Annotated in this window: 20 protein-coding genes; 10 read left to right on the top strand and 10 right to left on the bottom strand. The window is 59.1% G+C overall.

Going from position 1 to position 24,259, the window contains the following annotated elements:
• Positions 1–96: 96 nt before the first annotated feature.
• Positions 97–1,254, bottom strand: coding sequence for a class C beta-lactamase (ampC, locus tag QSV77_RS18460; protein WP_302734585.1), 1,158 nt, complete (start codon positions 1,252–1,254; stop codon positions 97–99).
• 133 nt (positions 1,255–1,387) lie between these two features.
• Between ampC and QSV77_RS18455 the strand changes: the two genes are divergently transcribed.
• Positions 1,388–2,266, top strand: a complete 879-nt coding sequence (locus QSV77_RS18455) for a LysR substrate-binding domain-containing protein (RefSeq protein ID WP_302734584.1) — start codon at positions 1,388–1,390, stop codon at positions 2,264–2,266.
• Between the two features lie 6 nt (positions 2,267–2,272).
• Here QSV77_RS18455 and chrA read toward each other — a convergent pair whose 3' ends face one another.
• From chrA to QSV77_RS18430, 5 genes are all read right to left on the bottom strand, one after another.
• Positions 2,273–3,481 carry a chromate efflux transporter gene (chrA, locus tag QSV77_RS18450; protein ID WP_302735268.1) on the bottom strand — a complete coding sequence of 403 codons (1,209 nt, stop codon included), beginning with the start codon at positions 3,479–3,481 and terminating at the stop codon, positions 2,273–2,275.
• Positions 3,482–3,666: 185 nt separating this feature from the next.
• Positions 3,667–4,137 carry a hypothetical protein gene (locus tag QSV77_RS18445; protein WP_269702799.1) on the bottom strand — a complete coding sequence of 157 codons (471 nt, stop codon included), beginning with the start codon at positions 4,135–4,137 and terminating at the stop codon, positions 3,667–3,669.
• Between the two features lie 159 nt (positions 4,138–4,296).
• Positions 4,297–4,839 carry a hypothetical protein gene (locus QSV77_RS18440; RefSeq protein ID WP_142843171.1) on the bottom strand — a complete coding sequence of 181 codons (543 nt, stop codon included), beginning with the start codon at positions 4,837–4,839 and terminating at the stop codon, positions 4,297–4,299.
• A gap of 227 nt (positions 4,840–5,066) precedes the next feature.
• On the bottom strand, positions 5,067–6,935 hold the full coding sequence (locus QSV77_RS18435) for a tyrosyl-tRNA deacylase (protein WP_302734583.1): 1,869 nt from the start codon (positions 6,933–6,935) through the stop codon (positions 5,067–5,069).
• A 50-nt stretch (positions 6,936–6,985) separates the two neighbouring features.
• Positions 6,986–7,885 (bottom strand): hypothetical protein, encoded by a 900-nt coding sequence (locus tag QSV77_RS18430; RefSeq protein ID WP_302734582.1) that lies wholly within the window; start codon positions 7,883–7,885, stop codon positions 6,986–6,988.
• A gap of 566 nt (positions 7,886–8,451) precedes the next feature.
• On the opposite strand from QSV77_RS18430, the gene QSV77_RS18425 reads away from it, so the two are divergent.
• Both QSV77_RS18425 and QSV77_RS18420 read left to right on the top strand, forming a co-directional pair.
• A complete protein-coding gene (locus tag QSV77_RS18425) occupies positions 8,452–9,282 on the top strand; it encodes a hypothetical protein (RefSeq protein ID WP_302734580.1) in 831 nt (276 codons plus the stop codon).
• A gap of 84 nt (positions 9,283–9,366) precedes the next feature.
• Positions 9,367–10,086 carry a GntR family transcriptional regulator gene (locus QSV77_RS18420; RefSeq protein ID WP_302734579.1) on the top strand — a complete coding sequence of 240 codons (720 nt, stop codon included), beginning with the start codon at positions 9,367–9,369 and terminating at the stop codon, positions 10,084–10,086.
• Positions 10,087–10,138: 52 nt separating this feature from the next.
• Here QSV77_RS18420 and QSV77_RS18415 read toward each other — a convergent pair whose 3' ends face one another.
• Positions 10,139–11,119 carry a 3'-5' exonuclease gene (locus QSV77_RS18415; RefSeq protein ID WP_302734578.1) on the bottom strand — a complete coding sequence of 327 codons (981 nt, stop codon included), beginning with the start codon at positions 11,117–11,119 and terminating at the stop codon, positions 10,139–10,141.
• Between the two features lie 218 nt (positions 11,120–11,337).
• Between QSV77_RS18415 and QSV77_RS18410 the strand changes: the two genes are divergently transcribed.
• The 3 genes from QSV77_RS18410 to QSV77_RS18400 all read left to right on the top strand — a co-directional run bounded on the left by QSV77_RS18410 (position 11,338) and on the right by QSV77_RS18400 (position 16,595).
• Complete coding sequence (locus tag QSV77_RS18410) at positions 11,338–11,847, top strand: RNA polymerase sigma factor (RefSeq protein WP_065116490.1); 510 nt, start codon at positions 11,338–11,340, stop codon at positions 11,845–11,847.
• Between the two features lie 86 nt (positions 11,848–11,933).
• The gene (locus QSV77_RS18405; protein ID WP_302734577.1) at positions 11,934–12,860 is read left to right on the top strand and encodes a FecR domain-containing protein; all 927 of its coding nucleotides are present in this window, start codon (positions 11,934–11,936) and stop codon (positions 12,858–12,860) included.
• Positions 12,861–13,016: 156 nt separating this feature from the next.
• The gene (locus QSV77_RS18400; protein ID WP_302734576.1) at positions 13,017–16,595 is read left to right on the top strand and encodes a TonB-dependent receptor; all 3,579 of its coding nucleotides are present in this window, start codon (positions 13,017–13,019) and stop codon (positions 16,593–16,595) included.
• Positions 16,596–16,663: 68 nt separating this feature from the next.
• Here the strand turns inward: QSV77_RS18400 and QSV77_RS18395 are convergent, their stop codons facing one another.
• The 3 genes from QSV77_RS18395 to QSV77_RS18385 all read right to left on the bottom strand — a co-directional run bounded on the left by QSV77_RS18395 (position 16,664) and on the right by QSV77_RS18385 (position 20,150).
• Positions 16,664–17,077 carry a hypothetical protein gene (locus QSV77_RS18395; protein ID WP_368045860.1) on the bottom strand — a complete coding sequence of 138 codons (414 nt, stop codon included), beginning with the start codon at positions 17,075–17,077 and terminating at the stop codon, positions 16,664–16,666.
• A gap of 147 nt (positions 17,078–17,224) precedes the next feature.
• Positions 17,225–18,154: a lytic transglycosylase domain-containing protein gene (locus QSV77_RS18390; RefSeq protein ID WP_302734574.1), complete on the bottom strand. Its 930-nt coding sequence runs from the start codon at positions 18,152–18,154 to the stop codon at positions 17,225–17,227.
• Positions 18,155–18,365: 211 nt separating this feature from the next.
• Positions 18,366–20,150: a PAS domain-containing methyl-accepting chemotaxis protein gene (locus QSV77_RS18385; protein ID WP_302734573.1), complete on the bottom strand. Its 1,785-nt coding sequence runs from the start codon at positions 20,148–20,150 to the stop codon at positions 18,366–18,368.
• A 299-nt stretch (positions 20,151–20,449) separates the two neighbouring features.
• Between QSV77_RS18385 and QSV77_RS18380 the strand changes: the two genes are divergently transcribed.
• The 4 genes from QSV77_RS18380 to QSV77_RS18365 all read left to right on the top strand — a co-directional run bounded on the left by QSV77_RS18380 (position 20,450) and on the right by QSV77_RS18365 (position 24,256).
• Positions 20,450–21,040 (top strand): isoprenylcysteine carboxylmethyltransferase family protein, encoded by a 591-nt coding sequence (locus tag QSV77_RS18380; RefSeq protein ID WP_302734572.1) that lies wholly within the window; start codon positions 20,450–20,452, stop codon positions 21,038–21,040.
• Positions 21,041–21,199: 159 nt separating this feature from the next.
• Positions 21,200–21,673, top strand: coding sequence for a VOC family protein (locus QSV77_RS18375; RefSeq protein WP_302734571.1), 474 nt, complete (start codon positions 21,200–21,202; stop codon positions 21,671–21,673).
• Between the two features lie 260 nt (positions 21,674–21,933).
• On the top strand, positions 21,934–23,277 hold the full coding sequence (locus QSV77_RS18370) for an extracellular solute-binding protein (RefSeq protein WP_142843191.1): 1,344 nt from the start codon (positions 21,934–21,936) through the stop codon (positions 23,275–23,277).
• A gap of 88 nt (positions 23,278–23,365) precedes the next feature.
• Entirely contained in the window at positions 23,366–24,256 is an 891-nt protein-coding gene (locus QSV77_RS18365; RefSeq protein ID WP_302734570.1) for a carbohydrate ABC transporter permease, read from the top strand.
• Positions 24,257–24,259: the final 3 nt, after the last annotated feature.

The following is a 24,259-nucleotide window of genomic DNA, read 5'->3' as shown; positions in this document are numbered from 1 at the left end:
GATGTCCTGATGACAGGCAATCAAGGCTCCTGTTCCCAAAGATGATCGGTCAGCGCAGACGACGCGGGAGCGATGAACTCCCGCGCCGAAGTTTTCTCACTCCGCCCTGTCGAGCGCCGTCAAAATCTCATAGGCCAGGGCGACACGATCCTCATTGGGATAGTTTTTATTGGCCAGAAGAACGACGCCGTGCTTCTGCTTTGGTATGAAAGCCACATAGGCCCCAAAACCATTGGTGGAGCCCGTCTTGTTGATGAGGACGTCCTGACGCGGCTTCATCGGCGGGGTGATTTCGGAGACCGGAACCGTCTTCAAAAGGGCGCCGGAATTCGCGTCCACCAGCGTCTTCAGGGCAACGGGATAAGCATATTGTTCCCAGACCATGTCCTGCACCATCGCGCCGACACTGAAATAGCCCGTGTGGGTGTTGAGAAGCGCCTGCTGCATTTTTCCGTCCAGTGTCTCAAGGCCCATATTGGCGTTGACGAAACGGATCATGTCGCTTGCCGATGATTTGACGCCGTAAGCCTCCGAAGAAAGGATGGCCGGTGTCACGCGGGCCGGGTCGCCATTTCTCTTATAGCCTTGGGCATAATCCGCCATCTTTGCCTTGGGCACCACGGTGAAGGTGTTCTTCAGCCCCAGCCCGGGCAGCAGCGTGCCTTGCATCGCGTCATCAAAGCTCTGGCCCATGGCCTTTGCGGTGATATAACCGAGCATTCCGATGCTGGGATTGGCATAGGTGCGGTGGGTTCCGGCCTTGTATGAGGGTTTCCAGGCCTTGAGATAGGTGAGCAGCTGCTGTTCTGTCTTGACGTTGTCCGGCACCTGCAGCGGGAATCCGCCTGCGGTGTGGGTGCCGAGATGCATCAGCGCGACATCGCCGAACGGCTTGCCTTTCATCGACGGAAGATAATCCGCGACCTTGCCGGACAGCGACAGCTGGCCGTTCATCTCGGCATAGGTGCTGAGCGCAACCGTGAATGTCTTGCTGATCGAGCCGAGCTCGAACAAGGTCTGTGGCGTGACGGGCTGGCCGGTGCTTTTGGACATGACGCCATAGGTGAAGACGTGGTTTTCACCATTAATACTGATGGCGACGGCCAGACCCGGAATGCCGTTTTTCTGCATGACCGGCTTTATCGCGGCATCCGTTATCGCCTTCAGCTTCGCTTCATCGGCGGCAGAAGCCTGTGTGAACAGGCCGGCCGAGAGCAGTGCCGCAAGGGCGATATGTCCGTGATTGAGTTTCATCTTTCGCATTCTCCAAAACCTCAGGTAGATGACCGGCGTTTGCGCCGCCCCCAGCGAAAGAGCTTTAGCTGCCCTACATTGCACGAACAAACCATGATATCTCGGAAGAGATACAAGAAAATCTAGGTCTCAAATGGTTCGGCAATTTCTTCCCCTCAACGGTCTTCGGGCCTTCGAGGCATCGGCAAGACACCTCAGCTTCACGCGTGCAGCCATCGAACTCTGCGTCACGCAGGCGGCGGTGAGCCAGCAGGTGAAGGTGCTGGAAAAGCGGCTGGGTGTCTCGCTGTTTCAACGGCTTCCACGCGGGCTGAAAATCACCGCCGAGGGTGAAGCGCTTCTGCCCACCGTCACCAGTTCCTTCGACCAGATGGCGACTACGCTCGACAGGATCGAGGCCGGACAGGTGCGCGAATTGCTGTTTTTGGGGGTCGTCGGCACCTTTGCCGTCGGCTGGCTTCTGCCGCGATTGCAGGAGTTTCAAAAGCAGCATCCCTTCATCGATATCAGGGTTTCCACCAACAATAACCGGGTGGACATGGCGGCCGAGGGGCTGGATTTTGCCATTCGTTTCGGTCAGGGCTCATGGCACGGCACCGATGCCTTCCGGCTTTTCGATGCGCCGCTTTCACCCCTCTGCACACCCAAACTGGCGGAGACTTTAAAAACGCCCGCCGATCTTGTCGAGGCGACGCTTTTGCGCAGCTACCGGTCCGACGAATGGAGCACATGGTTTGCGGCCGCCGGCGTGACCCCGGCAGCGCAGGTGAATGCCGGGATCGTTTTCGACACCTCGCTCGGAATGATGGAGGCCGCGCTGCAGGGGCTGGGCGTGGCGCTGGCACCGCCATCGATGTTTTCGCGGCATCTGACGTCCGGGGCAATCATTCAGCCCTTCCCCGTCACCATATCGCTTGGAAGCTACTGGCTGACCCGGCTGCAATCAAAACCGCAGACATCCGCCATGCAGGCCTTCTCGGACTGGATGTCGACCCATGCCGACTTTGCCTGAAAAGGCTTACAGCAGCGCCAACAGAACGCCGCCGGCAGCACAGATCACCACCACGACCCATGGCGGGGTCTTCCACACCGTCAACAGGATGAAACCCGCAAGCGCCAGCGTGAAATCCTTCGACGTGAAGATGGCGCTGGTCCACACAGGATCATAAAGTGCGGCGCCAAGAATGCCGACGACGGCGGCATTTGCACCCCGCATGGCCGCCTGCGCCAGAAGATGCCGGCGAAACCCTTCCCAGAAGGGCAGCGCGCCGATGAGAAGCAGCATGCCCGGCAGGAAGATCGCGACAAGGGCGATGGCCGCACCGAAAACGCCGTTCGGCTGCGGCCCCACCACCGCGCCGAGATAGGCGGCGAAAGTGAATAGCGGGCCGGGAACGGCCTGTGTCGCGCCATATCCGGCGATAAATGCATCTTCCGTTACCCAGCCAGTGGCGACGATTTCGGATTGCAGCAGCGGCAGAACCACGTGCCCGCCGCCGAAGACCAGTGCACCTGCACGATAAAATGCATCGAACAAGGAGAGGCCCTGCGATCCCGCCACCGCCGCAAGCAGCGGCAGCAGGCCGAGAAGCAGGATGAAGGCCGCGAGCGCGATATATCCGACGCTTTTTGGCACCCGAAACTGAAGATGGGCAGCTTCCCGCACCGCACCGTTACGACAGAAGACAAGCCCGGCAATGGCACCGACGGCAAGCGCCAGGATTTGCCCGAAGGCTCCGGCCAGAAGAACCACGCAAACGATGCCGGAAAGCGCAATGCTGGCCCGCTGCCGATCCGGCGCAAGGCTTTTTGCCATGCCCCAGACCGCCTGCGCCACCACGGCGACGGCGACGATCTTGAGGCCATGCAGCAGGCCGGTACCAACAGGACCTTCGATGGAAGCGGCAATGGTGGCGAATAGCAAAAGCAGGATGGCGGATGGCAGGGTAAAGGCTGTCCATGCCATGAGAGCGCCGAGCGGCCCGGCCCTCAAAAGCCCGAGCGCAAAACCCACCTGGCTGGAGGCCGGGCCGGGAAGAAACTGGCAGAGCGCCACAAGATCGGCATAACCGGCCTCGTCGATCCATTTGCGCCGCACGACCAGCTCATCGCGAAAATAACCGAGATGGGCGATGGGACCACCGAAAGAGGTGACGCCGAGTTTCAGGAAGGCAACGAAAACTTCACCAGGGGTGCCGGTTTTTTGGCTCTCAGTTTCGGCTGGTATTGCTTGCGTTGACGGCTTCACGAAAAGCTCCCTGAGCGTGCAACGGCTATTCGTCAACACAGATGGGCCTCAAAAAATAATGTCGATATCAGACACTATTGCGACAGGGATATGAAGGGGCCCGTCACGTCGACGCCGGAAAGTCGCGTTGACTTTCCGGCGTGTCCTGATGTCATAAGCAACCGCTACAGCAATTCGGAAAAGTGGGATATCCATCCCCGCTCATCGGTGCCGCCGGAGAAACCGGCCGCACCCAGAGTGATTTCATACTGCTTGCTTTTCCTGTGGATGGTTACCGCGACCGCGATCGGCGTCTTGGGTCTCCATGTAAAATTACTGTCCGGCCCCGGCTCGAGATGGCTGAGGGATTCGAGCTGAACGGCGTCGAGAAACATGACCGTGCTTTTTCCGGTTTTGTAGAGAGACTCCCACCGCGCCTGAGCAACGGCATTTGCCGCCTCGGCGAAGACATCGCCATCCTTCCCGGGATCAGCCAGGGCTGCCTTGCGCCATGCCGCGAGGATATTGAGGATGTCGTTCATGTCGAGTCCCAGCTCCGCGAGAAACTCGATGGTCTGGGTGTTGCCAAATGTGTTGTAACCGTCCTCGCTGAAAGGGCGAATATGCTTGATCATGAAGTCGCTGAGAATTGGCATATTGTGTCTCCTTTGGACATGAGCCAGCTGTTCCCGGCCTTTGATGGTAAGGACAGGTTGGCATGGTTTTGAAGGGTTGCTGGGTGCCGGAATGCCTCCGGCAAGACGTTTTGGTGTCGTTATGCGCCTTTGCGCGCAGCCGACACTCCGCTTGCGGGCTTAACCGAAGGTGATGGCGGTGTGGCCGGCCATGCCGAGGAATTCCTGCAGGCCAATGCGCGTTCTGCTGCCGCCATGCCCTGTCGGCCATGGATCGAGGATATGAAGTTCGAGATCCTTGCCTGCATCGGTATAGCCGTAGACGACGTAATAATGGATATGCGTGCCGATGACGAAGACGCGGTTGTTGTCGATCTCGCCTCTGACGATCTCCGGCGTCAGATCGGCGACGAACCCACCCCCGGTCGTTGCATGGTCGAAGGCGTTCCATTGGCTGGAAACCAGCCTGACGATATTGCTGTCAGGATTGGCGCCGCCCATTTCATCGATGGCAGCGGATTGATCCAGAATAAGCGCCAGCTCCCAGCGCTCCTGAACCTCCGGGTCGACGGTCGCAAGCGCTGCGGTGTTGCGTCTTGCGATGGCATATTGCGTGGTGGCGGCAAGTTCACGATAGGCCCGCACCATCTGCTCCACGGCGGCAAAGCACCAGGACGGCGTTTCCTGAGCGACCAGCACCGGAGGGTTGTTGACTGTCGGCATGATATTCTCCTTCCTTAAAGTGACGCGGCACGGGTTGGACTTCGATGGCGTCCGGATGCCGGTCGTTGATCTTGCATCGGGTGATGTGTTGACGTTTCGGTCTTGTTGGCCGTCCTGCCGGCAATTGCGCCGGCAGGACACTGCCCATGATCTCGAGACCAAAGGGGACGACCAGTGGCTGGGATCATGGAGACGCTGCCTGCCGGGCCGGGACAGGAGCGGCAGTTTCAGGCGCTTTTGTTCAGGTCCTGACGATAAGCCTGCAACGACGCGATTTTTGCATCCGCTGCGGCTTCGCGTTCGGCGACGATGGCCGAGAGCTTTTCCGAGGCTTCCGCCATATAGTTCGTCAGGCCGGTGCCGGTGAGATATGTCCCCTGCAGCTTGTTGAGCTTTGACCATCCGTCCGCAAAGCTGCGGTTGAACCTGTCGCTGACGGTCCCGACCGCATACCATTGGGCGGTCTGCCTGACGAAGAACTCGTTGACGGAGCGAATGAGCTGGGCGAGACGGTTCTTGCGAATGACCTCCAGCTCGGCCACATTGTCGATCGCCTTGATCTGGTGCTCGGCATCGTCGGCCACGGCCTGCATGAAATCGGCGAAACTTTTGAAGAAAAATGCGATTTCCTCAATGATTTCCTTCATGCGTTTCAGCGCCGTAATGCTGACGTTGAGGGATTGAACCGCAAGCTTGATCTTATCGTCCTCAGCCTGCTTTCCCTTCAGCAGAGCGTTGATCTTTATGAGTTCGGCGGCCTGGGTACGGCGTTCGTTCTCATAGGATTCCGCCTTGTCGATCATCTTCATCTGCATTTCGCGCAGGCTTGCGGCCTGTTGCTGCTGCTCGTCGGTGAGCTTGCCCAGCCCCTTGTCGAGCGCGTCGAGTGAAGCCTGTAGACTGGAAATCAGAGTCTGCTGACTTGCGATCTTCTCCTCCTGCGTCTTCAGTTCCGCGGCGCGCGCGGTCAGACGCTTATCAAGTTCGGCAAGTTCCACGGCCTTGCTCGATTTCGGATCGGTGCCCTCGGCATCTTTCGCCAGCGCCGACCTGCTGTCTTCCAGCGCCTTGATATCCGTCTTCAAGGTGTCGCGTTTTTCCTCGCTCTTGCGCAGTTCGGCCTTCTGCTCGGAAAGCTTGCTCTGCGTGGCGGCCCCATCCGCCTTTCCGCCGCCGGTTGTCGGTGTGCGGGAGCCGCCACCCTGCCCCTGCCCGTCCACATCCTGGCCGCCCTTGGGCTGTCCCGAAAGCGCGCCGCCGACCGACGAGGCCAGCATGGAGGCAGGACCGCCCGCCACCATGGCGATGGCGGGAATGGCGCTTGAAATCATCTGCGCGCCGACCCGGACGATCGACATGATGAAGGCGCGCTCCTCTGCCGTATTGGCCCGCTTTTCATATTCACGGGCCTTCTTTTCGAACTCCGCAACCTGTGCCTTCAGATCGTTCACAAGCGATTCCAGCTGCTGGCGCCGCGCATCGGCCTCGCGGATTTCCCGCTCCATGGTCGCCTTGTCTTCGAGACGCTTGCTCAAGACCATTTCGCTCGCATCGGTGATCTGCGCCGTTGCCTTGATGATGCCATCATAGGTGGAGGCGACCTCAAGCAGGTCGTCCCGCACTTCCAACGCCTTGTCGCGGATATTTTTCGCGAGTTTTATCAGGTCGTTGGAGACGAAGGCCTTGATCTCGCTCTGGTCATTTCCCTCGCGGACATCCAGCCAGTCCGGGAAGAGGTCGTCGACTGAAATGCGGATGCGATTGGCAACATCCATCGCATGTTTCATGGTGCGTTCACTGCTCTGCTGCGCGGTTATCAAGCTGTCCATGATGGCGCTGATGCGTCCGCGAATTTTGCCCTCCTCTTGCGGCGTGGTGTTGTAAGCGATGTAGAGCAGGTCGATCGCATTGTCGGTGTCGCGCTTGGCGCGCTCGACATCGTAGGTCCCCTGGATCTTATCAACATAATACCGGACGAGCGCCGTATCCGCCTTGGGAAGGCTGAATTCCGGCTTCGACACGATCGCTTCGACATCGGCATCGATCGCGCTGTTGAGTTTGGTTTCTCGGCTTTCGAGATTGACGACATTGTTCATTTTAATGCTCCTGTTGATGTGTGGTTACGGAGAGTCATGGGATTGATCGTTCACGATCCGCATTGTTTCTTCGCGTCATCCGGCAGTCCGGCCTCGGTGGAGGAAATGAACTGCGGCACGTCCTTGGTCAGGCCGTCGATCTCGGCGGACAGCCGGTCGACCTGACGTATTTTCGCGTCGTCAGGATTGACCTCACTCGCTTCCTTCAGAGCATTGGTGAAGTTGCCGACCTGAATGTTGAAGTCCTGAACCTTGACGTTGATGGTGGAAATCGCCGCTTTGAGCCTGGTGATCTGCTCTTCCAGATTTTTCACCGCGCTCTGGTTTTCCGCGTGGCTCTGCTGTGCCGCTATCAGCTGGCGGCGGTTGTTTTCGAGCTGGTTGCGAACGCCCTCAAGCGCCGTCCGGGCGTTGTCCAGCCGTGGCTGTGCGATGCGGTATTCCCGCTCCGCGTCATTCATCCAGCCCAGCGCCTTGACTGCGGCGTCACCGGCCTGGCAAATTCCCGGCAGGAAGAAGAGGACGCCGCTGCATATTGTTACTCTCTTGGCCTGCTCGTCCCTTTCCCTTCGGGCTTTTTCGAACACGGCCTGACGCGCCCTGACGTTCTCGCTCTCAGACTGAACCAGTTCTTCATAACCCTTCACGGCCGTTTCGGACTGCGCCACCTGCCGTTCCAGCTCGATCTGCAGGTACATGGCCTCTCCCAGCGCCCTCTCCCGTTCGGCGCTGAGCTGCTGTTGCGCCGTCAGATGTTCCATCAGGCACACGGATCGGCGGCCGAGCAGCTCCCGGCTGGCTTCCGCCTGTTCAAGTTTTGACTGGAAAGCCGCCACCTGTTCGGTGGTGAGGGCGGCCGCATTTGCAATGGCCGGCTGGCCCATGGACGGAATATCAAACTGCATCGCGATTGCCGCAAGGCCGGCAAAAATAACATGTCGAAGTTGCATCGCTTTATCCTCCTTCTGAGAATTGTGGTGAATGGACGTGCCGCGGCCCAGCCGGCATTGCTGCCGGACGCGCCAGAAAATCGGTAGAAACATGCGGATGCCAGGCGGCTTCGGAATGCAGTTTTCGCCGCTCCGTCAAGGCCGAGAAAACAACCATCAAAGATTGTGTTTTCGATTGCCCAACGAAAGATTTTATGTCCGAAGCCGAATAAAATTATGCAATGAAAACAGACGATAAAATTGTTGTTATCGCCGCTCTCGCAAACCGTTCCAAAAGGACACATATTTCAATGCGCTCTTTAACACTCAATTTATGAGAGTATTTTTTAATACCCTCAAGGAGAGCGGCGCGGGAGTGCAACAAATTGCACGCATCTCCCGAACCCGGAACATTTCAGCTGTCATGCGGGCCTGAACGGCCGCAGCCGGCGAGCAAAACTCATATTTTGAAATTCGCCATAAAGTAGCGAAACTTAAGATTCCGTGGGAGAAAGGCATCTGGAAAAGCAGTTGCGCAGGATTCAAAATCGCTCCCGCAAGGAGACCCCGTTCGGCCGCAGCCGGACATGCTTCAGGAGAGGCTGACACCCCTTGCGAACCGGATCCTGAACGATGCCGCTTTTGACGGGACTGTCATCCGTCTTTGCTCGCAGATATCGATGGTCTTCAAGCAGGAGCCGCGCCTCGTTCGCGCCATCGGTGATTTCGGCGCATTCGCAACGATCCTGTGTGCCATTTGCCTGGCATCGATCCATGGCGGGCAATTTACCCTGGCTGCGGTTCAGGCGATCGTCGTCCCCCGAGGCTGGGCCTCCAGCCGCAGGACACGGGCCTTGATCGACTGGCTGGAACTCGAAGGCGCCGCCCGGCGGCATCAGCCCCGTGGCGACAACCGCGAACGTCCATGGTCGTTGTGTGGCTGGCTGATAACGGCCATTGAGACGCTCGCCGAGGCTTATCTTGCCGCAGCCGCGCCATGGGAGGCGCAGCCGGTTCCGGGCAGGCCGGCGAAAGATGACATCGGCGTCAACACCCTTGTCGATGGCGTCGGCTGGCTTTTGAAGCAACAGCAGGCGCTCACCCCCATATCAGTGGAAACCCTGATGTTCCTGGGCCATGCCCCCGGATTTCCTCTGCTGCTGGATCTGCTGTCTGCGGCGAAAACCAGCAGATCAGATGCGTCAGATTGTGAATTTTCCCGCAAGGCGGCTGCGCGCGCCTATGGGATAAGCCGCGCCCACGTCACCGCCCTCTTGGCCAAGGCGGAACGCCTGAGCATTCTGAAGAGGAACGGATCCCGCATATGTTTGAGCGACAGGACATTGCAGAATGTACAAGGGGATATCGCCCATCAACTGGCATTCGTTGTCGTGTGGCTGGGGATTTTGAGGGACTGACGGCGTCAGCGCCTGCTCACCGCAATGGCACCCCTAGGAAAACCGATGCCACCGAGTTAGAAGAGGCAACATCGGATCCGTGACATGACCTTGCCTGAAACAACCCCTGCCCCCGTGGATGCCACAATCGAGGATCGCTCGCTCCTGATCCGCGAATCCCTGCGCAATGCCATCATCGACCGGCGGCTGGCGCCGGGAACCAAACTGTCGGAAGCCGAGGTTGGTGCACTCTTTGATGTCAGCCGCACGGTGGCGCGCGCCGCGTTGCAGATTTTGGCCTTCGAGGGGCTGGTAAAGACCGAGCGTAACCGCGGAGCCTTCGTTTCCACGCCTTCGCCGGAAGAGGCGCGCCAGATTTTCGCCTCACGCCGCCTGATCGAGCCGGGCATCATCGCGGCGGCGGCGCAGCGCATCACGCCTGCGGATATTGTGCGGTTTGAGCATCACCTCGTCGACGAGGCGCACTATATGAATGAACGGGGTCCGGCCGCGCGCCGGGCGGAAATAAAGGCCTCGGGCGATTTCCATCTCCTGCTGGCGGCCCTGTCCGGTAACGTCATCCTCCAGCGGTTTATGGATGAACTTGTCGCCCGCTCATCGCTGGTCGTCGCCCTTTATGGCCGCTCGGGTGTTTCGAGCTGCGGCCACAATGAACACCTTGCCATTCTCGAGCTTGTCGCAAAGGGCGATGCAAAAGGCGCGTCAGATCTCATGATCCATCACCTCGATCATATCGAGGCCGATCTCGATCTGCAGCCGAAGCAGGGTGTCAGCCTGAGAACCGCGCTCACACCACTTTCCTGATTGCCGGCGGATATCGATGGCGGACAACGTCCGTTGCCCCGACACGAATGCTCTAGTTTGCCTTGAAGCGGTCGAAGGCGGTGAGATGCTTGACCGGGGGATCGGCCTCCCAGCGGTAAATCTCGGTCCGCAGGAAATGCAGCTCCTCATCGAGCTTTTCTTCGGCCACTTCCACCCACCAGGCTTTGGGTCGGCCATCCGAACCGTCCGACCAACGATAGCCGCGCTTTTTCAGATGATCCTTCATGTCGAAGGGGCTGTTTTCCGCATAAATGCGAACCCGGGAGCGCTGGCTTGCCTGATACAGTTCTGCGAAGGGTGCTTCGCCCTGCCCCGCACGGGCGTGACCCAGCACTTCCAGAAGCGCAAAACAATCATCGACGGCGCGATGGCCGTCGTGGAAATAACCGGACTGTCCGATGAGATAGGCAAGTTTGCTGCCCTCAAAACCCCGCGCCCGCCAGTCGATCTCGGAAACCGAACAGGCCCATGCCTTCTCGCGGAAAATCGGCGAGAAGGCCTCGCAGAACGGGCGGTCAAAGCCGGCATTATGGGCGATGATCAGATCCGCCTGGGCAACAAGCGCGCTCAGGCGGTCCATGTCGATCACCTGTCCGGTGACCATCTCGTCAGTAATGCCGGTCAGGCGCGTGATCTCTTCCGGGATAGTGACGCCAGGCTGCCGCAGGCCGCCATAGACGCCGGTAACATCGCCGATCGCGCCATGATCGTCGAATGTGAAGGCGATGACGCCAATCTCGATGATTTCGTCGGTTCGATGATTGAGGCCCGTGGTTTCGGTATCGAGGATAATGCCCTGACGGGGGAACTCCGGCCGCGGTCTGTCGACGACGGTACGCGGCATGAGCCGGCGTGAAACACGGTAATTTCCGGTGGATTCAAGATATCCAGCAAGCGTCTCGTCATCCGCGACGTTCTTCTGCACCGTTTCGCGGCCGGCCGCTTTTCGCCCCCGTTCACCCTGGGGAAGCCGCGCTGCCGCGGAACCGAAAAAATCCAACTGGGAGCTCATTATGCGCCTGTCCGCCATATCCGGAAATCGTGATTTAAGTAATCCAGCATATGTGCAGAGGCTCACGGTAACAACAGCGGTTGCTTTCATCCACAGAAACTGACCCACACAGGTTGCGCGATTATCATCCGTGCCGGCTTTAACATGATTATTTAAGTTAAGTATTGAATTCGCATCTGCCACGGGGTATCGCCTGAAGTCCAATCTCCAGGTCGGTCATGACGCAGCGCGACGACAAATTCCTTTCGGCATTCCTGAAAACCCAGTCGGATATCAAGCGATATCTGACGCGGATGACGGGCTCGCGCGAAGATGCCGAGGATCTTGCCCATGAGGCATGGATCAAGCTGGCGAGAAACAGCTCGAACGCATCCGCAGCACCAGTGCCTTATCTCAAGCGCATCGCCAGGTCGCTGGCCATCGATCACGGGCGGGGCCGCAGGCACCGGGCCACAACCGAACAGATCGAGGATGCCCTTTCCATTCGCGACGAGCGCCCGGGTCCGGACCAGCAGGTAATCGACCGCGACCAGATCCGGCAGCTCATGCGGGTCATCGGTGAGCTGCCGGATCGACAGAGAAAGATGCTGGTCGCGGCGCGGCTGGAATTTCGTCCCTATGCCGAGATCGCGGAAGAGTTCCATGTCTCCACCCGCACGGTGGAAATGGAGATCAATCGCGCCCTCAACTACTGCATCGAGAAAATGGGACATGAGCGGCGCAGATAATTTTCGGATTTACCGTTTGTGATCGTTAGAGCTAATGAGGTTCATGTGAAATTCCGGCATCCAGACGGTTTTTTGATAGGGGTTGCGTGTTGAACGAAGGATCCGATGCGCTCAGAAGAAAGGCCACGACCTTTATCGTCAGGCTGCGCTCCGGCGCGGCCACGGTTGAGGATACGGAGGCGCTCCGCCACTGGCGCAGCCTCAGCGCCGATCACGAACGCGCCTTCGTCGAGGCGTCGGCGCTCTGGCGCGATCTTGGCCCCGCCCTGGAAGCGCAGGCGCAGACCCGCGTCAAAGCCACATCCAGACGATCCTTTCTGGTGGGCGGCAGCCTTGCCGCCGGCCTTGCCGGTATTGCCGTCGCGCTGCCGGAACTCGGTTACCTGCCCTCCATCGGCGCAATGCTTGCGGATTTTTCAACTGATGTCGGCGAGCAGCAGAATGTCAGCCTGCCGGATGGATCGACCGCTTTTCTCGATGGTGGCTCCGCCCTGTCGCTGGAGCGCGGCGAACGGCGGTTCGATCTCACGGCAGGTGCTGCGGTCTTCACCGTCCAGCAGGCGGCGAATATTCCTTTTGTGGTCAAAGCCGGCAATGGCCGCGTGCAGGCCTCCGGCGGCGCCTTCAGCGTCACCCATAATGCCAGCGGCGTAACCGTGGAATGCCTGTCCGGCCCACTCAGCGTCCACTGTCTCGGCGATGCGCAGCTGCTTCCCGGAGAGGCAATCGTCTATTCGGAAGCAGGCCTTGGGGAAAAATCCGCGATCGACCTCGATACGGCATCGGCATGGCGTGAAGGCATGCTGGTCTTCAACAACCGTCCGCTGGAAGACATCGTCGCGAGCCTGAACCGCCACCGGCGCGGCAGGATCATCATCACCCGTCAAAGCCTGCGCTCCCTGCACGTCTCGGGCGTCTTTCAGCTCAACCGGCCGCAGGACATTATCGCCCATCTTGAAGAAACCCTGCATCTTCATGCGGTCGGCGCAGGCGGAATATTGCTGCTCGTCTGAAGCCTTTCAAACCGGAGACAGCACTGGATTCCGGACGATCCGAAAATATTACAAGAAAACTCCACAAATCTTTTCGGGTTCATGCGCCTCGGTCGTCTTCCCTATCAGAGGCCGCAGCAAGGCGGCGAAATGGAAGGGAATACGGGGATGACTTTATTGGCGACGGGACATAAATCCGGTGGTCGCGAACGGCGTTTGAGGCTTGCAGCATTCTGCGCATCACTGGCCTGCTCCGTATCCTTATATGCCCATACCCAGGCAGTTGCGCAGGAGCTGCGCCAGTTTTCCATTCCAGCCGGGTCCCTCGATGTGGCGCTGACGCGCTTTGGCGCCGCAAGCGGCATACAGATTTTCTACGACGCATCCTTGACGAGAGGGCTCAAGACCTCCGGCGCGGCCGGCTCCCTGCCACCGCGGGAAGCACTCGGCAAGCTGCTTGACGGCACCGGCCTCAGCTTCCGCTTCACCGCGCCCGATCGCGTGACGGTTTCCAACGCCTCACAGGCACCGGAAGCAACCTCTGCGGATGGCTCGCTGGTTCTCGAAACAATCACCGTCACCGGCAAGTCAGGACGATATGGCAGCCCGGACGCACCTTATAGCAACGATGCCCCGACCGCCTTCATTTCGGGCGAGGATATCGAGCGCTTCCGCGGCTCAAGCCCGGCCGACATGTTTCGTGGCACGGCCGGCGTCATGTCCGGCGAAGCGCGAAACGGCGCCGGTGCCATCGACGTCAACATTCGCGGCATGCAGGGAATGGGCCGCGTCGCCACGACGGTCGACGGCGCTGAAAATTCCGTGACGGTCTATCAGGGGTACCAGGGCGTCTCGAACCGCACCTATGTCGATCCCGATTTCATCGCCGGTGTCGACATTACCAAGGGAGCCGATGCCGCTTCCTTCGGCAATGCCGGATCGGTGGCGATGCGAACGGTCGGCGCCGACGACATCGTCAAGCCGGGCGAGAAATGGGGGCTTAAGGTCAAGGGCGGCTTCGGCACCAATTCATCAAGCCCGACGGAAGGCGCATTGAGCGGCTACAGCTACCAGTCTGGCGCAGGCACCGCGACCCCGTCTGCCGATGGCATGGACAGACCCGCCTTCCTCAAGCCGACGACCGGTTCCGGCAGCGTCATCGGCGCTTATAAGGGCGAGGACATCAATGTCGTCGCCGGATATGCGCATCGCCGTCAGGGCAATTATCACGCCGGCAGCCATGGTCCTGTCGCATCCCCGAAAAACATCGGCGACACGAAATATTGGGGCGGCACTCTGCCCAACACGATGATCAATGAAGGTCTGGCCAATTATCGCGGCGGCGAGGAAATCCTCAATACCGAGCTGGAAACGCAATCGCTTCTGGCGAAGGTCACGGCGCGTCTGTCAGACGACCAGACATTTCAGATCGGTTACATGGGATACAGAAGCGAGGCCGGCGACAGGCTTGCCTCGCGGCTGACGTCGAATACCGGACAGGCGCAGCAGCAGGAACAGACCGTCAGCACCAGCCTCGACACATTTACCGCCAGATACAACTGGAACCCCGAAGACAATGACCTCATCGACTTCAAGTCGAATTTCTATTTCAACCATCTCGAAGTCCGCAACCCCGTGCGCGGCGGGCGTGGCCTGACGCCGGAGAAGATCGGCCTGCCATCAGGCTTCCGGGTCGGCACCGATACCAATATGTGGGGAGCGGAGATTACCAACCGCTCGCAGTTCAGCCTGGATTACGGCGATTTCGACCTGAATTACGGATTTTCCTACCGCGCCGAAGACACTAAGGGCAGCAACCACACCGCCGTTCTGGAGGGGTGGCTGACCCCGCGCGACGCCATTCGCCATGAAGGTGCAGCCTTTGCCAAGGCAGCTTACAAGCCGGTTGACTGGCTCACTCTTAATGGCGGCCTGCGATATTCCCATTATTGGGTTGAAGACCGATTTGATCCCTATGAGCGTTATCAGGCGCGGGACAAGCCGGTTGACCTGAAAGTGGATGATGGCGGTTTCAGCCCATCTGCCGGAGTGACGCTGGAACCGTTCGACAACACCCAGTTCTACGTCAATTATTCGAATACGCTGCGCTCGCCATCCATCATTGAGTCCGTCTCGGCTTTCAACAGCGTCATCGCGAATGCCGGCGTCCTGCCGGAACGCTCCAGCAACTGGGAAATCGGCACCAACATCATTCGCGACGGCATCTTCTCCGAAGATGACACCGCCATGATCAAGTTCGGTTATTTCAACTGGGATGTGAAGAATTACATCTCGCGCACCGTCGTGACCGAACCGCAGCTGACGCTGAATATCGGCAATATTCCGCGCGCCAAATTTTCCGGTATCGAACTTTCCGGCCGTTACACCAATGGCGGATTTTCGGCCGATCTTTCCGCCAACTACTTCCTGAATGTCGAATATTGCCGCACGACCCAGACCTGCGACAGTAAATCTCTCTATGGCGACTATGCGACGAACCATGTTCAGCCGGAATATACGGTCGACCTGACGCTTTCGCAGAAATTCCTCGAGGACCGGCTGACGGTCGGCGGCCGCGTCTCTTATGTCGGCCCGCGCGCCATCGGCCACGGCGACGTCACCGCGCAGGGTGCGTCGCAATTCATCGCACTTGTCGACTGGGAGCCCTATACGCTGGTCGATCTGTTTACCGAATACAAGATCAACGACAACATGACGGCGAGCCTGCGGGTGGAGAACCTGTTCGACCGTTTTTATGTCGATCCGCTCGGCCTCGTCACGCAGCCCGGTCCCGGCCGCACGATCTATGCGAGCCTTACCGCGACGATCGGCGGCGGCGAGGCCCTGCCCGGCCTTTCCCCCTTCAGCAGCCCGACGGACGCATCCTTCGTGCGTGACTGGACCGGCTTCCATGTGGGTGCCCATGCCGGCGGCGATTTCCTGAATTTTGCCGGAAATACGACCTCGCTGGATGGCACATTCAACGATGCGGCCGCACGGGAATCGGCCGATTTCAACCTGCGGGGCGGCGCGTTTGGACTGCAGGCCGGTTATGACCGGCAGCTGGAAAACGGCTTTGTCGTCGGCGTCGAGGCCGATTACACCAAGACCTATCTCCGTGGCCTCGAAAAATTCGGTTCTACCGATCCGGTGCTGGCAAAGAGCGGCCACGTGGACGCAACGACCAGCTACGATATCGACTGGACGGCCGGTCTGCGGGCAAAGCTCGGTTATGCTGTGAATGACAGGCTGCTCGTTTACTCCACCGCCGGCCTGGCGCTTGCGAAAGAAACCCAGTGGCGCGACCAGTATATTTCAGACGGCGCGAGCGCGACCAATCCTCTCGGCTCTGAAACGACGGCATTCTTCGTGGAGAAGGCTTCCGGAACACGTGCCGGCTTCACCGTCGGTCTCGGTGCGGAATATGCGTTGAACGACAACTGGTCGATCCGTGCGGATTACAGCTACAGCCATTTCCGCGCCAAATCGTTCAAGTTCAAGAACGCCCGCGCCGGCACCGGCAAGGATTATCGCACCAGTGAGCAGACGGGCACGGAGATGGTCGATCCCGGCTTGAAGAATGATCCGAACATGGCCTGGCTCTGCGATTCCATGCCGGAAGTCTGCGAGCCCTATGAATCGCCGATCTACGAATATGTAGACCATGCCGGGACGTCCGGAATTGCAAACGGTCGCAATGCCTCGAACTCGTTGAACCTGCATGCCATCAAGGTCGGGCTGAACTATCGCTTCTGAGGAAACTTTCCGCAAACTTTCGAGCCGTGCGCCTACCTGGCGCGCGGCTCACCGAAACATGAGATTGCTCACGAAACCGGACGATTGAGAATGGTTTCGCAACTCGCCGGATTGCCGATAATCTCGCTGGTCTTGATGATGGAGCCGGCATCTGCCGTGATCTTGATGATGCAATCGCGGCGGTGTTCCTTCATTTTCATGCCCTCGGTCTGCGTCATCTGGGTCTGTCCATCCACGGACTTGTATTCACGCCGGTTGCTCAGCCCGGCATAGGTCTCCACATCAACCTTCAGCCAGTAGGATTCGGTTGCGCCCTTTTCGATAACCACCTTGTTGGGGCGGCCAAGCCTGGCAATGGCCGCATCCCGCGGCTGCCCCACAAAGGCTGCGACCGTGCGGGAAATATCGGTTTCTCCGGTTGAGGCGCAGGCGGTGACAATCATTAGCGCAGCCGCCAGACATCCGGTCCCAAGCCATCTCATCTTCAATCGTCCCCTCGCAAATATCGCCAGCCGCATAGGTTGCCTACTGCCGCTGTGGCGCAAATCTAGGGTCAACCATTTCATGCTGAAAGGAGGGCGGACAGAAATCCCGATCAACTTGTTATGATCGACGGGCGTCAGGCTTCTTTATCTGTTGCGGAACACGGTGCAGGGGACGCCGGCCTGCCGGATCTCTCCGCAGAGCCTGTTGGCCTCGGCGCGGGTCTCGCGGCCGATGCGGGCGGCATAACGCGGGCGCGAACCGAAATTCCCGCCTCTTTGCCTGACGATGAGGGCACGTTCCGCATTGAGCGGTTCCGACAATCCGCCAATCGCGCGGGTAAACAGCCGGTTCGCCACCGCCGGATTGTAATGCGCCGCAAGCTGCACACCCCAGGGCGCCCAGTCGGCCGAGGAGATGAGAACGGGATCGTTCATGGTGCGTGTGTCGGCGAGACGCAGGCAGGCCTCGAGGAAGGACCGGCCGTCATCCAGCGCCGGGGCGGCCTTCTCCGGCGGGTTGTCTTTCCAGTTCTCGACAGGATATCCGGTGATGGCAAACACGTAATCGCGGGTTTCCATTGGCAGGCGGCCGGTGGCGATGAATGTCCGCAACCCCGCCTCGCCGGCATTATAGGCCGCGGCGGCAAGACCGAAATTGCCGAATTGACCATTCAGCTCGGAGAGATAACGCGACGACGCCTCAAGCGCGGCAATGATGTTGAAGCTATCCTCGAGACCACGCAGCCTTGCTGTTCCGGGCATGAACTGGGCGATGCCCTCGGCCCCTTTCGGGCTGACCGCATCGGCGCGGAACAGGCTTTCGCGCCAGATCAGCCGGGCGAAATAATCCGGCGGCACGGCGTAACGTCCGGCCAGCACCTCGATGGCATGACACAGATCGCTATTGTAGCTGCCGACCCGAATGCAGAGTTCCGGCGCAACGGCATGGCTGTAGGCGCAGGCGTTTTTCCCCTCCGCCGGCTCTTCAGCCCGGGCGGCACCGCCCGCTGTCGCCAGCAGGCAGAAGACCAGAGCGACACGGCCTGTCCATATCCCTGCCCATATACCTGCCAATCAAACGACCCCACACTTCCAGACGCAAAGCACCGATTATCGGGCGATCGCGAAAATATGCCCCGACCTTCGGTCCTGTTCAATGGTCGTTTCGGTTTCGCGCTGCCGATGCGCATCCGCGCTATCAAAAGGCTCGGCGTAAAACATCCAGCCGACCCGATTGCCGGGCCGGCTGGACGCTCTGATTTTACCCGCTCTGGCGAGAAGCCGTCTAGAACTCCTGCCATTCATCGTGATTGAGGGCAACCGCAGCAGAACCACGCGCCGCAACGGGCCGGGATACCGGGCGGCGCGATTGAGCCGGCGCCGGTCGCACCTCCGGGCTGCTGCGCAGCGAGGATGCCGAACGCGGCGCCTCATCGAACCTGAATTGCCCCAGAAGTTCGAACAGGGCGGCGGCTTCCCGGGCAAGGCTGTGGCTGGCGGCAGTCTGCTCCTCCACCATCGCAGCGTTCTGCTGTGTGCCCTGATCGACCGTGTTGACCGCCTGATTGATTTCGGCAAGCGCGGTGGACTGTTCACGGGCGGCTTCGACAATCGCCACGACATTGCTGTTGATATCACGAACCTGCGCCGCGATCTCCTGCAGCGCCGATCCCGCCTTGGTAACCAGGCCGACGCCGTTTTCCACCTGCGAACCGGACGCGTTGATCAGGCTCTTGATTTCCTTTGCAGCGGTTGCCGAGCGCTGCGCCAGCTCGCGCACTTCCTGCGCGACGACTGCAAAACCCTTGCCCGCCTCACCCGCACGCGCCGCTTCCACGCCGGCATTCAGCGCAAGCAGATTGGTCTGGAAGGCGATCTCATCGATCACGCCGATAATGTTGGAAATCTCGCGCGATGATTTTTCGATCTGATCCATGGCGCCGATCGCATCGCGCACCACCTGGCCCGAATGTTCGGCATGGTCGCGAGCCCGGGCGACGATCGTGCCGGCCTCTTCGGCCCGGCGGCTGGAATCGTTGACGGCAGTGGTGATCTCCTCCAGCGCCGCGGCAGTCTCCTCGATGGAGGCGGCCTGCTGTTCCGTGCGTTTGGCGAGATCATCGGCAGCGGAGCGTATCTCGTTGGAGCCCGAGGAAATCGCGCCGGCATTTTCAGATACCAGCGTCATCGCTCTCTTCAGCTTTTCCGAGGCTGCGTTGAAATCCGTCCGCAATCTCTCAAGCGAGGGGATGAACGGCTTGTCGATGCTCTGCGACAGGTCGCCATCAGCTAGGTCCGTCAGACATTGGGCGAGCTTTTCGACATTTTCGACACGACCGGTCACGTCGGTCGCAAATTTGACGACCTTGAACACCTTGCCGTTCAGATCGAAGATCGGATTATAAGAGGCCTGAATGAAGACCTTGCGGCCGCCCTTGCCGAGCCGCATGAATTCATCCGCCACGAGATCACCGCCCGCGAGCCTTTCCCAGAATTGCTTGTAATGCGCCGACTGCGTATAGGCCGGTTCGCAGAACATCGAATGATGCCGGCCCTGAACCTCCGACAGTGAGTAACCCAGTGCCGCCAGAAAATTCTCGTTGGCGGTCAGGACATCGCCACCAGGTGAAAACTCGATGATGGCCTGCGCCCGCGACAGTGCGTCGATCTTGCCCGCATCTTCCGCCGCCTTCAGCTTGCGCCCGGTGATGTCGGTGGCGATCTTGATCACCTTCACCGGCTTGCCGCGGCGAAACACCGGATTATAGGAGGCCTCGATCCAGACCTCCCTGCCACCCTTGCCGATGCGCTTATATTGCTGCTGATCGAATTGACCGGCGGAAAGTTTTGCCCAGAAGCTCTTGTAGTCCTGCGAAGCCACGACGGCCGGCTCGACGAACATGCTGTGATGCCTGCCGATGATTTCCGCAAGCTCGTAACCGAGCGCACGACAGAAATTCTCGTTGGCGGTAAGAATTTTCCCGGAAAGGTCAAATTCTATAATTGCCTGGGATTTGGAAAGCGCGGCAAGAACCGCGAAAGCATTGGCACCACGATCAAGAAAACTCACGCGCAATCCTCCGATGGCAGATTAATGATTTCCGCTGAAAATCATTCAATAATATTACTGTTACATTCTTAAATAATATTTAAGGATAAAGATGCTGCCAGTTGAGTTCGATTGAAAAACTCAAACTGAATTTAAACCAGCTTTCGTTTCTTTCCGCAGCCGTTTCCCTCTGCCAAAGGGCCATTGGGCGGGCGTAACAATCGCGTATTATTCCTGTTTATACTCTGGCCATCAGACGAATCGGCTAAGGCTGTCCTTTGCCGATACGTTGCGGCTTGCCGGTATTTTCGGGAGAAATCATGATCGATGTCGTAACCGCACTCGCCGTGTGGGCCTATATTGCCGGATTTCTGTTTTTGACGGCGCGGCTGGCAAGGCAGACGGGCGAGCCGATCTGGCTCTTCGCAAAGGGTCGCGAACGGCAGGCCGTTCCCGCCATGCTCTTTCGCCTCGCTTTTTTCCTTGGCGCTCTGCTGCCGCTCATCACCCTGTGGCTGGAGCCGCAAAATCCGGTCTGGCTTCTGAGCCGCAGCGATCTTGGCACCGCAACCCGGATTGGCGGCATGGCGATGGTGCTGGCAGGCGGCCTGATCGCGCTTTATGCGCAGAACCATATGGGCAGGTCATGGCGCATCGGCGCGGCCGAAGGTCATCTTGGTACAATCGTCGACAGCGGTCCTTTCGGCCGCTCCAGAAATCCCGTCTTTGTCGGCCAGATCGTGCTGTTTGCCGGGCTGGTGCTGGTGTTTCCATCGGTTCTACAGCTTGTTGTCGCCATCGCTCTTGTCATCGCCGTGTCGCTGCAGGTCACTATTGAAGAACGTGTGCTGACGAAAGAGCTTGGTCCGGCATATGAGGCCTATCGGCGCCGGGTGCGGCGCTGGCTGTAACGGCCGCCAAACCGGAGCCGTGGCGCGGCCTTCAGCTTTTTCGGAACATTCGTCTCCGACAAGCATTTTATGCCGAATGGGGGGCCGGCCACGGGCCGGCGAATTTCCTTGCCTGTTCAGGCAAGACGAAAATCAGTTCCAACCTGGAGGAGCAAACTGATGGAAAAGAACACGATCTGTATCTGGTACGACAAGGACGCCGAGGCCGCCGCCAGATTTTACGCCGAGACCTTTCCCGACAGCGCGGTAACCGCCGTTCACCACGCGCCGAGCGATTACCCCTCCGGTAAAAAGGGCGATGTGCTGACGGTGCAGTTTACCGTGGCCGGCGTATCCTGCATCGGTCTGAATGGCGGTTCCGCCTTCAAACAGACAGAGGCTTTCTCGTTCCAGATATCGACCGAAGATCAGGAAGAAACCGATCGCTACTGGAATGCCATCGTCGGCAATGGTGGCGAGGAAAGCGCCTGCGGCTGGTGCAAGGACAAATGGGGTGTCTCCTGGCAGATCACTCCACGCGTGCTGATGGACGCCATGGCTGCCGGCGGTGCTGAGGCCAAACGTGCCTTCGAGGCGATGATGGACATGAAGAAAATCGACGTCGCCGCCATCGAAGCCGCACGCCGCGGTTGACGCGGACGGCTTACTCAGCAGCAAGTAGCGAAGCGATATTTCAAACGTAAGTCGCTAAAATATAAGGGAAAATTCGGATTTTCCGGTTTTATCACACTTTTCCCGCCGCGCAGATCGCCCTGCGCGGCAAGTCATCATAAAACGTTCAACAAAGTGTAAGCGATCCGTCAAAGACGGCTGTTAGCAGAGCCCGTGGCTTCGTGCTGGGAACATGATGTTCTTGCCGATCAGGCCATTATTCCATCAACGGGGCTCAACTCATGAAATCTTCCGCTCTGACCTCTTTCGTGGCCGGCGTCGCCATTGCTGCCGCCTTCGGCGCCACCGCTGCCCACGCAGAAAAGACCAAGTTCGAATTCTGGTACGGCCTTTCCGGCGATCTTGGCGATCGCGTTCAGGAAACCTGCAAGAAGTTCAACGACTCGCAGGCTGAATTCGAAATCGTCTGCACCTCGCAGAATGATTACGACGCCACGCTGCAGAACACCATCGCCGCCTATCGCGCCAAGAAGCAGCCCGCCATCACCCAGATCTATGATGCCGGCACGCTGGACATGATGCTGTCCAAGGCTTTCGTTCCCGCCAAGAAGCTGATGGCCGACAACGGTTACAAGATCGACTGGGACAATTATTTCCCCGGCATCGCCAACTATTATGCCACCGCTGCGGGCGAGCTGAACTCTTTCCCCTATAACTCGTCGACCGCGATGTTCTATTACAACATCGACGCTTTCGAAAAAGCCGGCATCACCTTCAAGCCGGACACCTGGGAACAGGTTCAGGAAGCCGCCACGAAGCTCAAGGCCGCCGGCTTTGAATGCCCGCTGGCCTTCAACTTCGACACCTGGATGCTGATGGAGCAGTTCTCCGCCATCCACAACCAGCCGATCGCCACCAAGGGCAACGGTTACCAAGGCCTCGACGCCGAACTGACGATCAACAAGACGAAGTTCGTCGATCACGTCAAGTTCTTCAAGAAGATGCAGGACGAGAAGCTGTTCGTCGTCAAGACCAAGCAGCTCGGCATGGACATCCTGCCCGCCTTCACCTCGCAGACCTGCCAGATGTTCATGACCTCGATCGCCAATCACGGCACCGTCGCCAAGACCATGCCCGAAGGCGTGAAGTGGGACGTTGCCATGCTGCCGGTCTGGAAGGGCACCGAACGTCATAATTCGCTGGTCGGCGGTGCGTCGCTGTGGGTCATGGCCGGTCGTCCGGACGCCGAATACAAGGGTGCAGCCGCGTTCCTGAACTTCATCGCCCAGCCGGAGATGGTTCAGTGGTGGTCGACGGTCACCGGTTACATCCCGGTCACCAAGACCGGCTTCGACGCCATGAAAGCCAATGGCTTCTATGACAAGGCTCCCTATAAGGGCCGCGAAAAGGCGATTGAAAGCCTGACCTTCACGCCGCCTTCGGAATATACCCGCGGTATCCGCCTTGGCGGTTTCACGCAGATCCGCAAGGAAGTCGCCACCTCGCTCGAAGCGATCTTCATGCAGAATGCCGATATCCAGGCTGAACTCGACAAGGCTGTCGAGCGCTCCAACGCCGGCCTGCGCCGCTTCGAAAAGACCTATGCCGGCGCCAAGCTGAACTAATTTTCTGTAAATTTTCTAAAGACTTGCCCGCAAAGCTTCAAGCTTTGCGGGCAAGTCCGCCCATTTCTCCAGCATTGCCGGTTTTTTCATGGAAAAGCGCGCCGTCTTCAAAAGCACGTGGTTGCCCGTGCTGTTCGCCCTGCCGCAGCTTCTGCTGATCTTCCTGTTCTTCTATTGGCCCGTGGCAGCGGTCATCAACTGGGCCTTCACGCTCGAACCGCCCTTCGGCGGCGCTGCGGAATTTGTCGGCCTTGCCAATTTCGAGGAAACCTTCCTCGATCCGCTTTACTGGCAATCCGTGCTCGTCAGCATGGTTTTCGCCATTGCCGGCCCGTTCTTCACCATCCTCATCGGCCTCGTTCTGGCGCTGTGCGTTGATCGCGCCCTGCCCGGCTCCGGTTTCTTCCGGGTGCTTTATATTCTGCCCTATGCCATCGCGGGTCCTGCCGCCGGCATGGCCTTCCGCTTCATCCTGTCACCGGAGCGTGGTCTCGCCGCCTCCCTCAACGCCTGGTGGCCGGATATCTGGAACCCGGCCAAATACGGCGAACATGCGCTGATCCTCGTCATCGTCATTTTCATCTGGAAATGGGCGGGATACACCTTCATCTTCCTGTTCGCCGGCCTGCAATCCGTGCCGCGCTCGCTGACGGAAGCCGCCGCCATGGACGGTTCCGGCCCCATCCGCCGCGCCATCGATATCCAGGTGCCGCTGCTCGCGCCGACCCTGTTCTTCCTGACCGTGATCATGATGACCGAAGGCTTTGTCGGCGCCGACACGTTCGGCATCGTCGCCATCACCACCGAGGGCGGCCCCAACCGCGCGACGGAAGTGATGGTCTACCGCATCGTCAGCGAAGCCTTCGAGGGGCTGAACTATTCCGGCGCCTCGGCGCAGAGCCTCGTCCTCATCGGCCTCATCATGGTTTTCACCTTCATCCAGTTCCGCTTCGTCGAGCGGCAGGTCCATTACAAGTGAGGC

The organism is Agrobacterium sp. V1, assembly GCF_030518355.1.
Classification (GTDB): Bacteria; Pseudomonadota; Alphaproteobacteria; order Rhizobiales; family Rhizobiaceae; genus Agrobacterium; species Agrobacterium cucumeris.
Note: the sequence above shows the minus strand (reverse complement) of the source record. Positions and strands in the feature narration are given on the sequence as shown.

Bases quoted from the DNA above. Each gene is read 5' to 3' on its own strand.
- ampC (WP_302734585.1), bottom strand. From the start codon at position 1,254: ATGAAACTCAATCACGGACATATCGCCCTTGCGGCACTGCTCTCGGCC.
- QSV77_RS18455 (WP_302734584.1), top strand. From the start codon at position 1,388: ATGGTTCGGCAATTTCTTCCCCTCAACGGTCTTCGGGCCTTCGAGGCA.
- QSV77_RS18445 (WP_269702799.1), bottom strand. From the start codon at position 4,137: ATGCCAATTCTCAGCGACTTCATGATCAAGCATATTCGCCCTTTCAGC.
- QSV77_RS18440 (WP_142843171.1), bottom strand. From the start codon at position 4,839: ATGCCGACAGTCAACAACCCTCCGGTGCTGGTCGCTCAGGAAACGCCG.
- QSV77_RS18435 (WP_302734583.1), bottom strand. From the start codon at position 6,935: ATGAACAATGTCGTCAATCTCGAAAGCCGAGAAACCAAACTCAACAGC.
- QSV77_RS18430 (WP_302734582.1), bottom strand. From the start codon at position 7,885: ATGCAACTTCGACATGTTATTTTTGCCGGCCTTGCGGCAATCGCGATG.
- QSV77_RS18425 (WP_302734580.1), top strand. From the start codon at position 8,452: ATGCTTCAGGAGAGGCTGACACCCCTTGCGAACCGGATCCTGAACGAT.
- QSV77_RS18420 (WP_302734579.1), top strand. From the start codon at position 9,367: ATGACCTTGCCTGAAACAACCCCTGCCCCCGTGGATGCCACAATCGAG.
- QSV77_RS18415 (WP_302734578.1), bottom strand. From the start codon at position 11,119: ATGAGCTCCCAGTTGGATTTTTTCGGTTCCGCGGCAGCGCGGCTTCCC.
- QSV77_RS18410 (WP_065116490.1), top strand. From the start codon at position 11,338: ATGACGCAGCGCGACGACAAATTCCTTTCGGCATTCCTGAAAACCCAG.
- QSV77_RS18395 (WP_368045860.1), bottom strand. From the start codon at position 17,077: ATGAGATGGCTTGGGACCGGATGTCTGGCGGCTGCGCTAATGATTGTC.
- QSV77_RS18380 (WP_302734572.1), top strand. From the start codon at position 20,450: ATGATCGATGTCGTAACCGCACTCGCCGTGTGGGCCTATATTGCCGGA.
- QSV77_RS18375 (WP_302734571.1), top strand. From the start codon at position 21,200: ATGGAAAAGAACACGATCTGTATCTGGTACGACAAGGACGCCGAGGCC.
- QSV77_RS18370 (WP_142843191.1), top strand. From the start codon at position 21,934: ATGAAATCTTCCGCTCTGACCTCTTTCGTGGCCGGCGTCGCCATTGCT.
- QSV77_RS18365 (WP_302734570.1), top strand. From the start codon at position 23,366: ATGGAAAAGCGCGCCGTCTTCAAAAGCACGTGGTTGCCCGTGCTGTTC.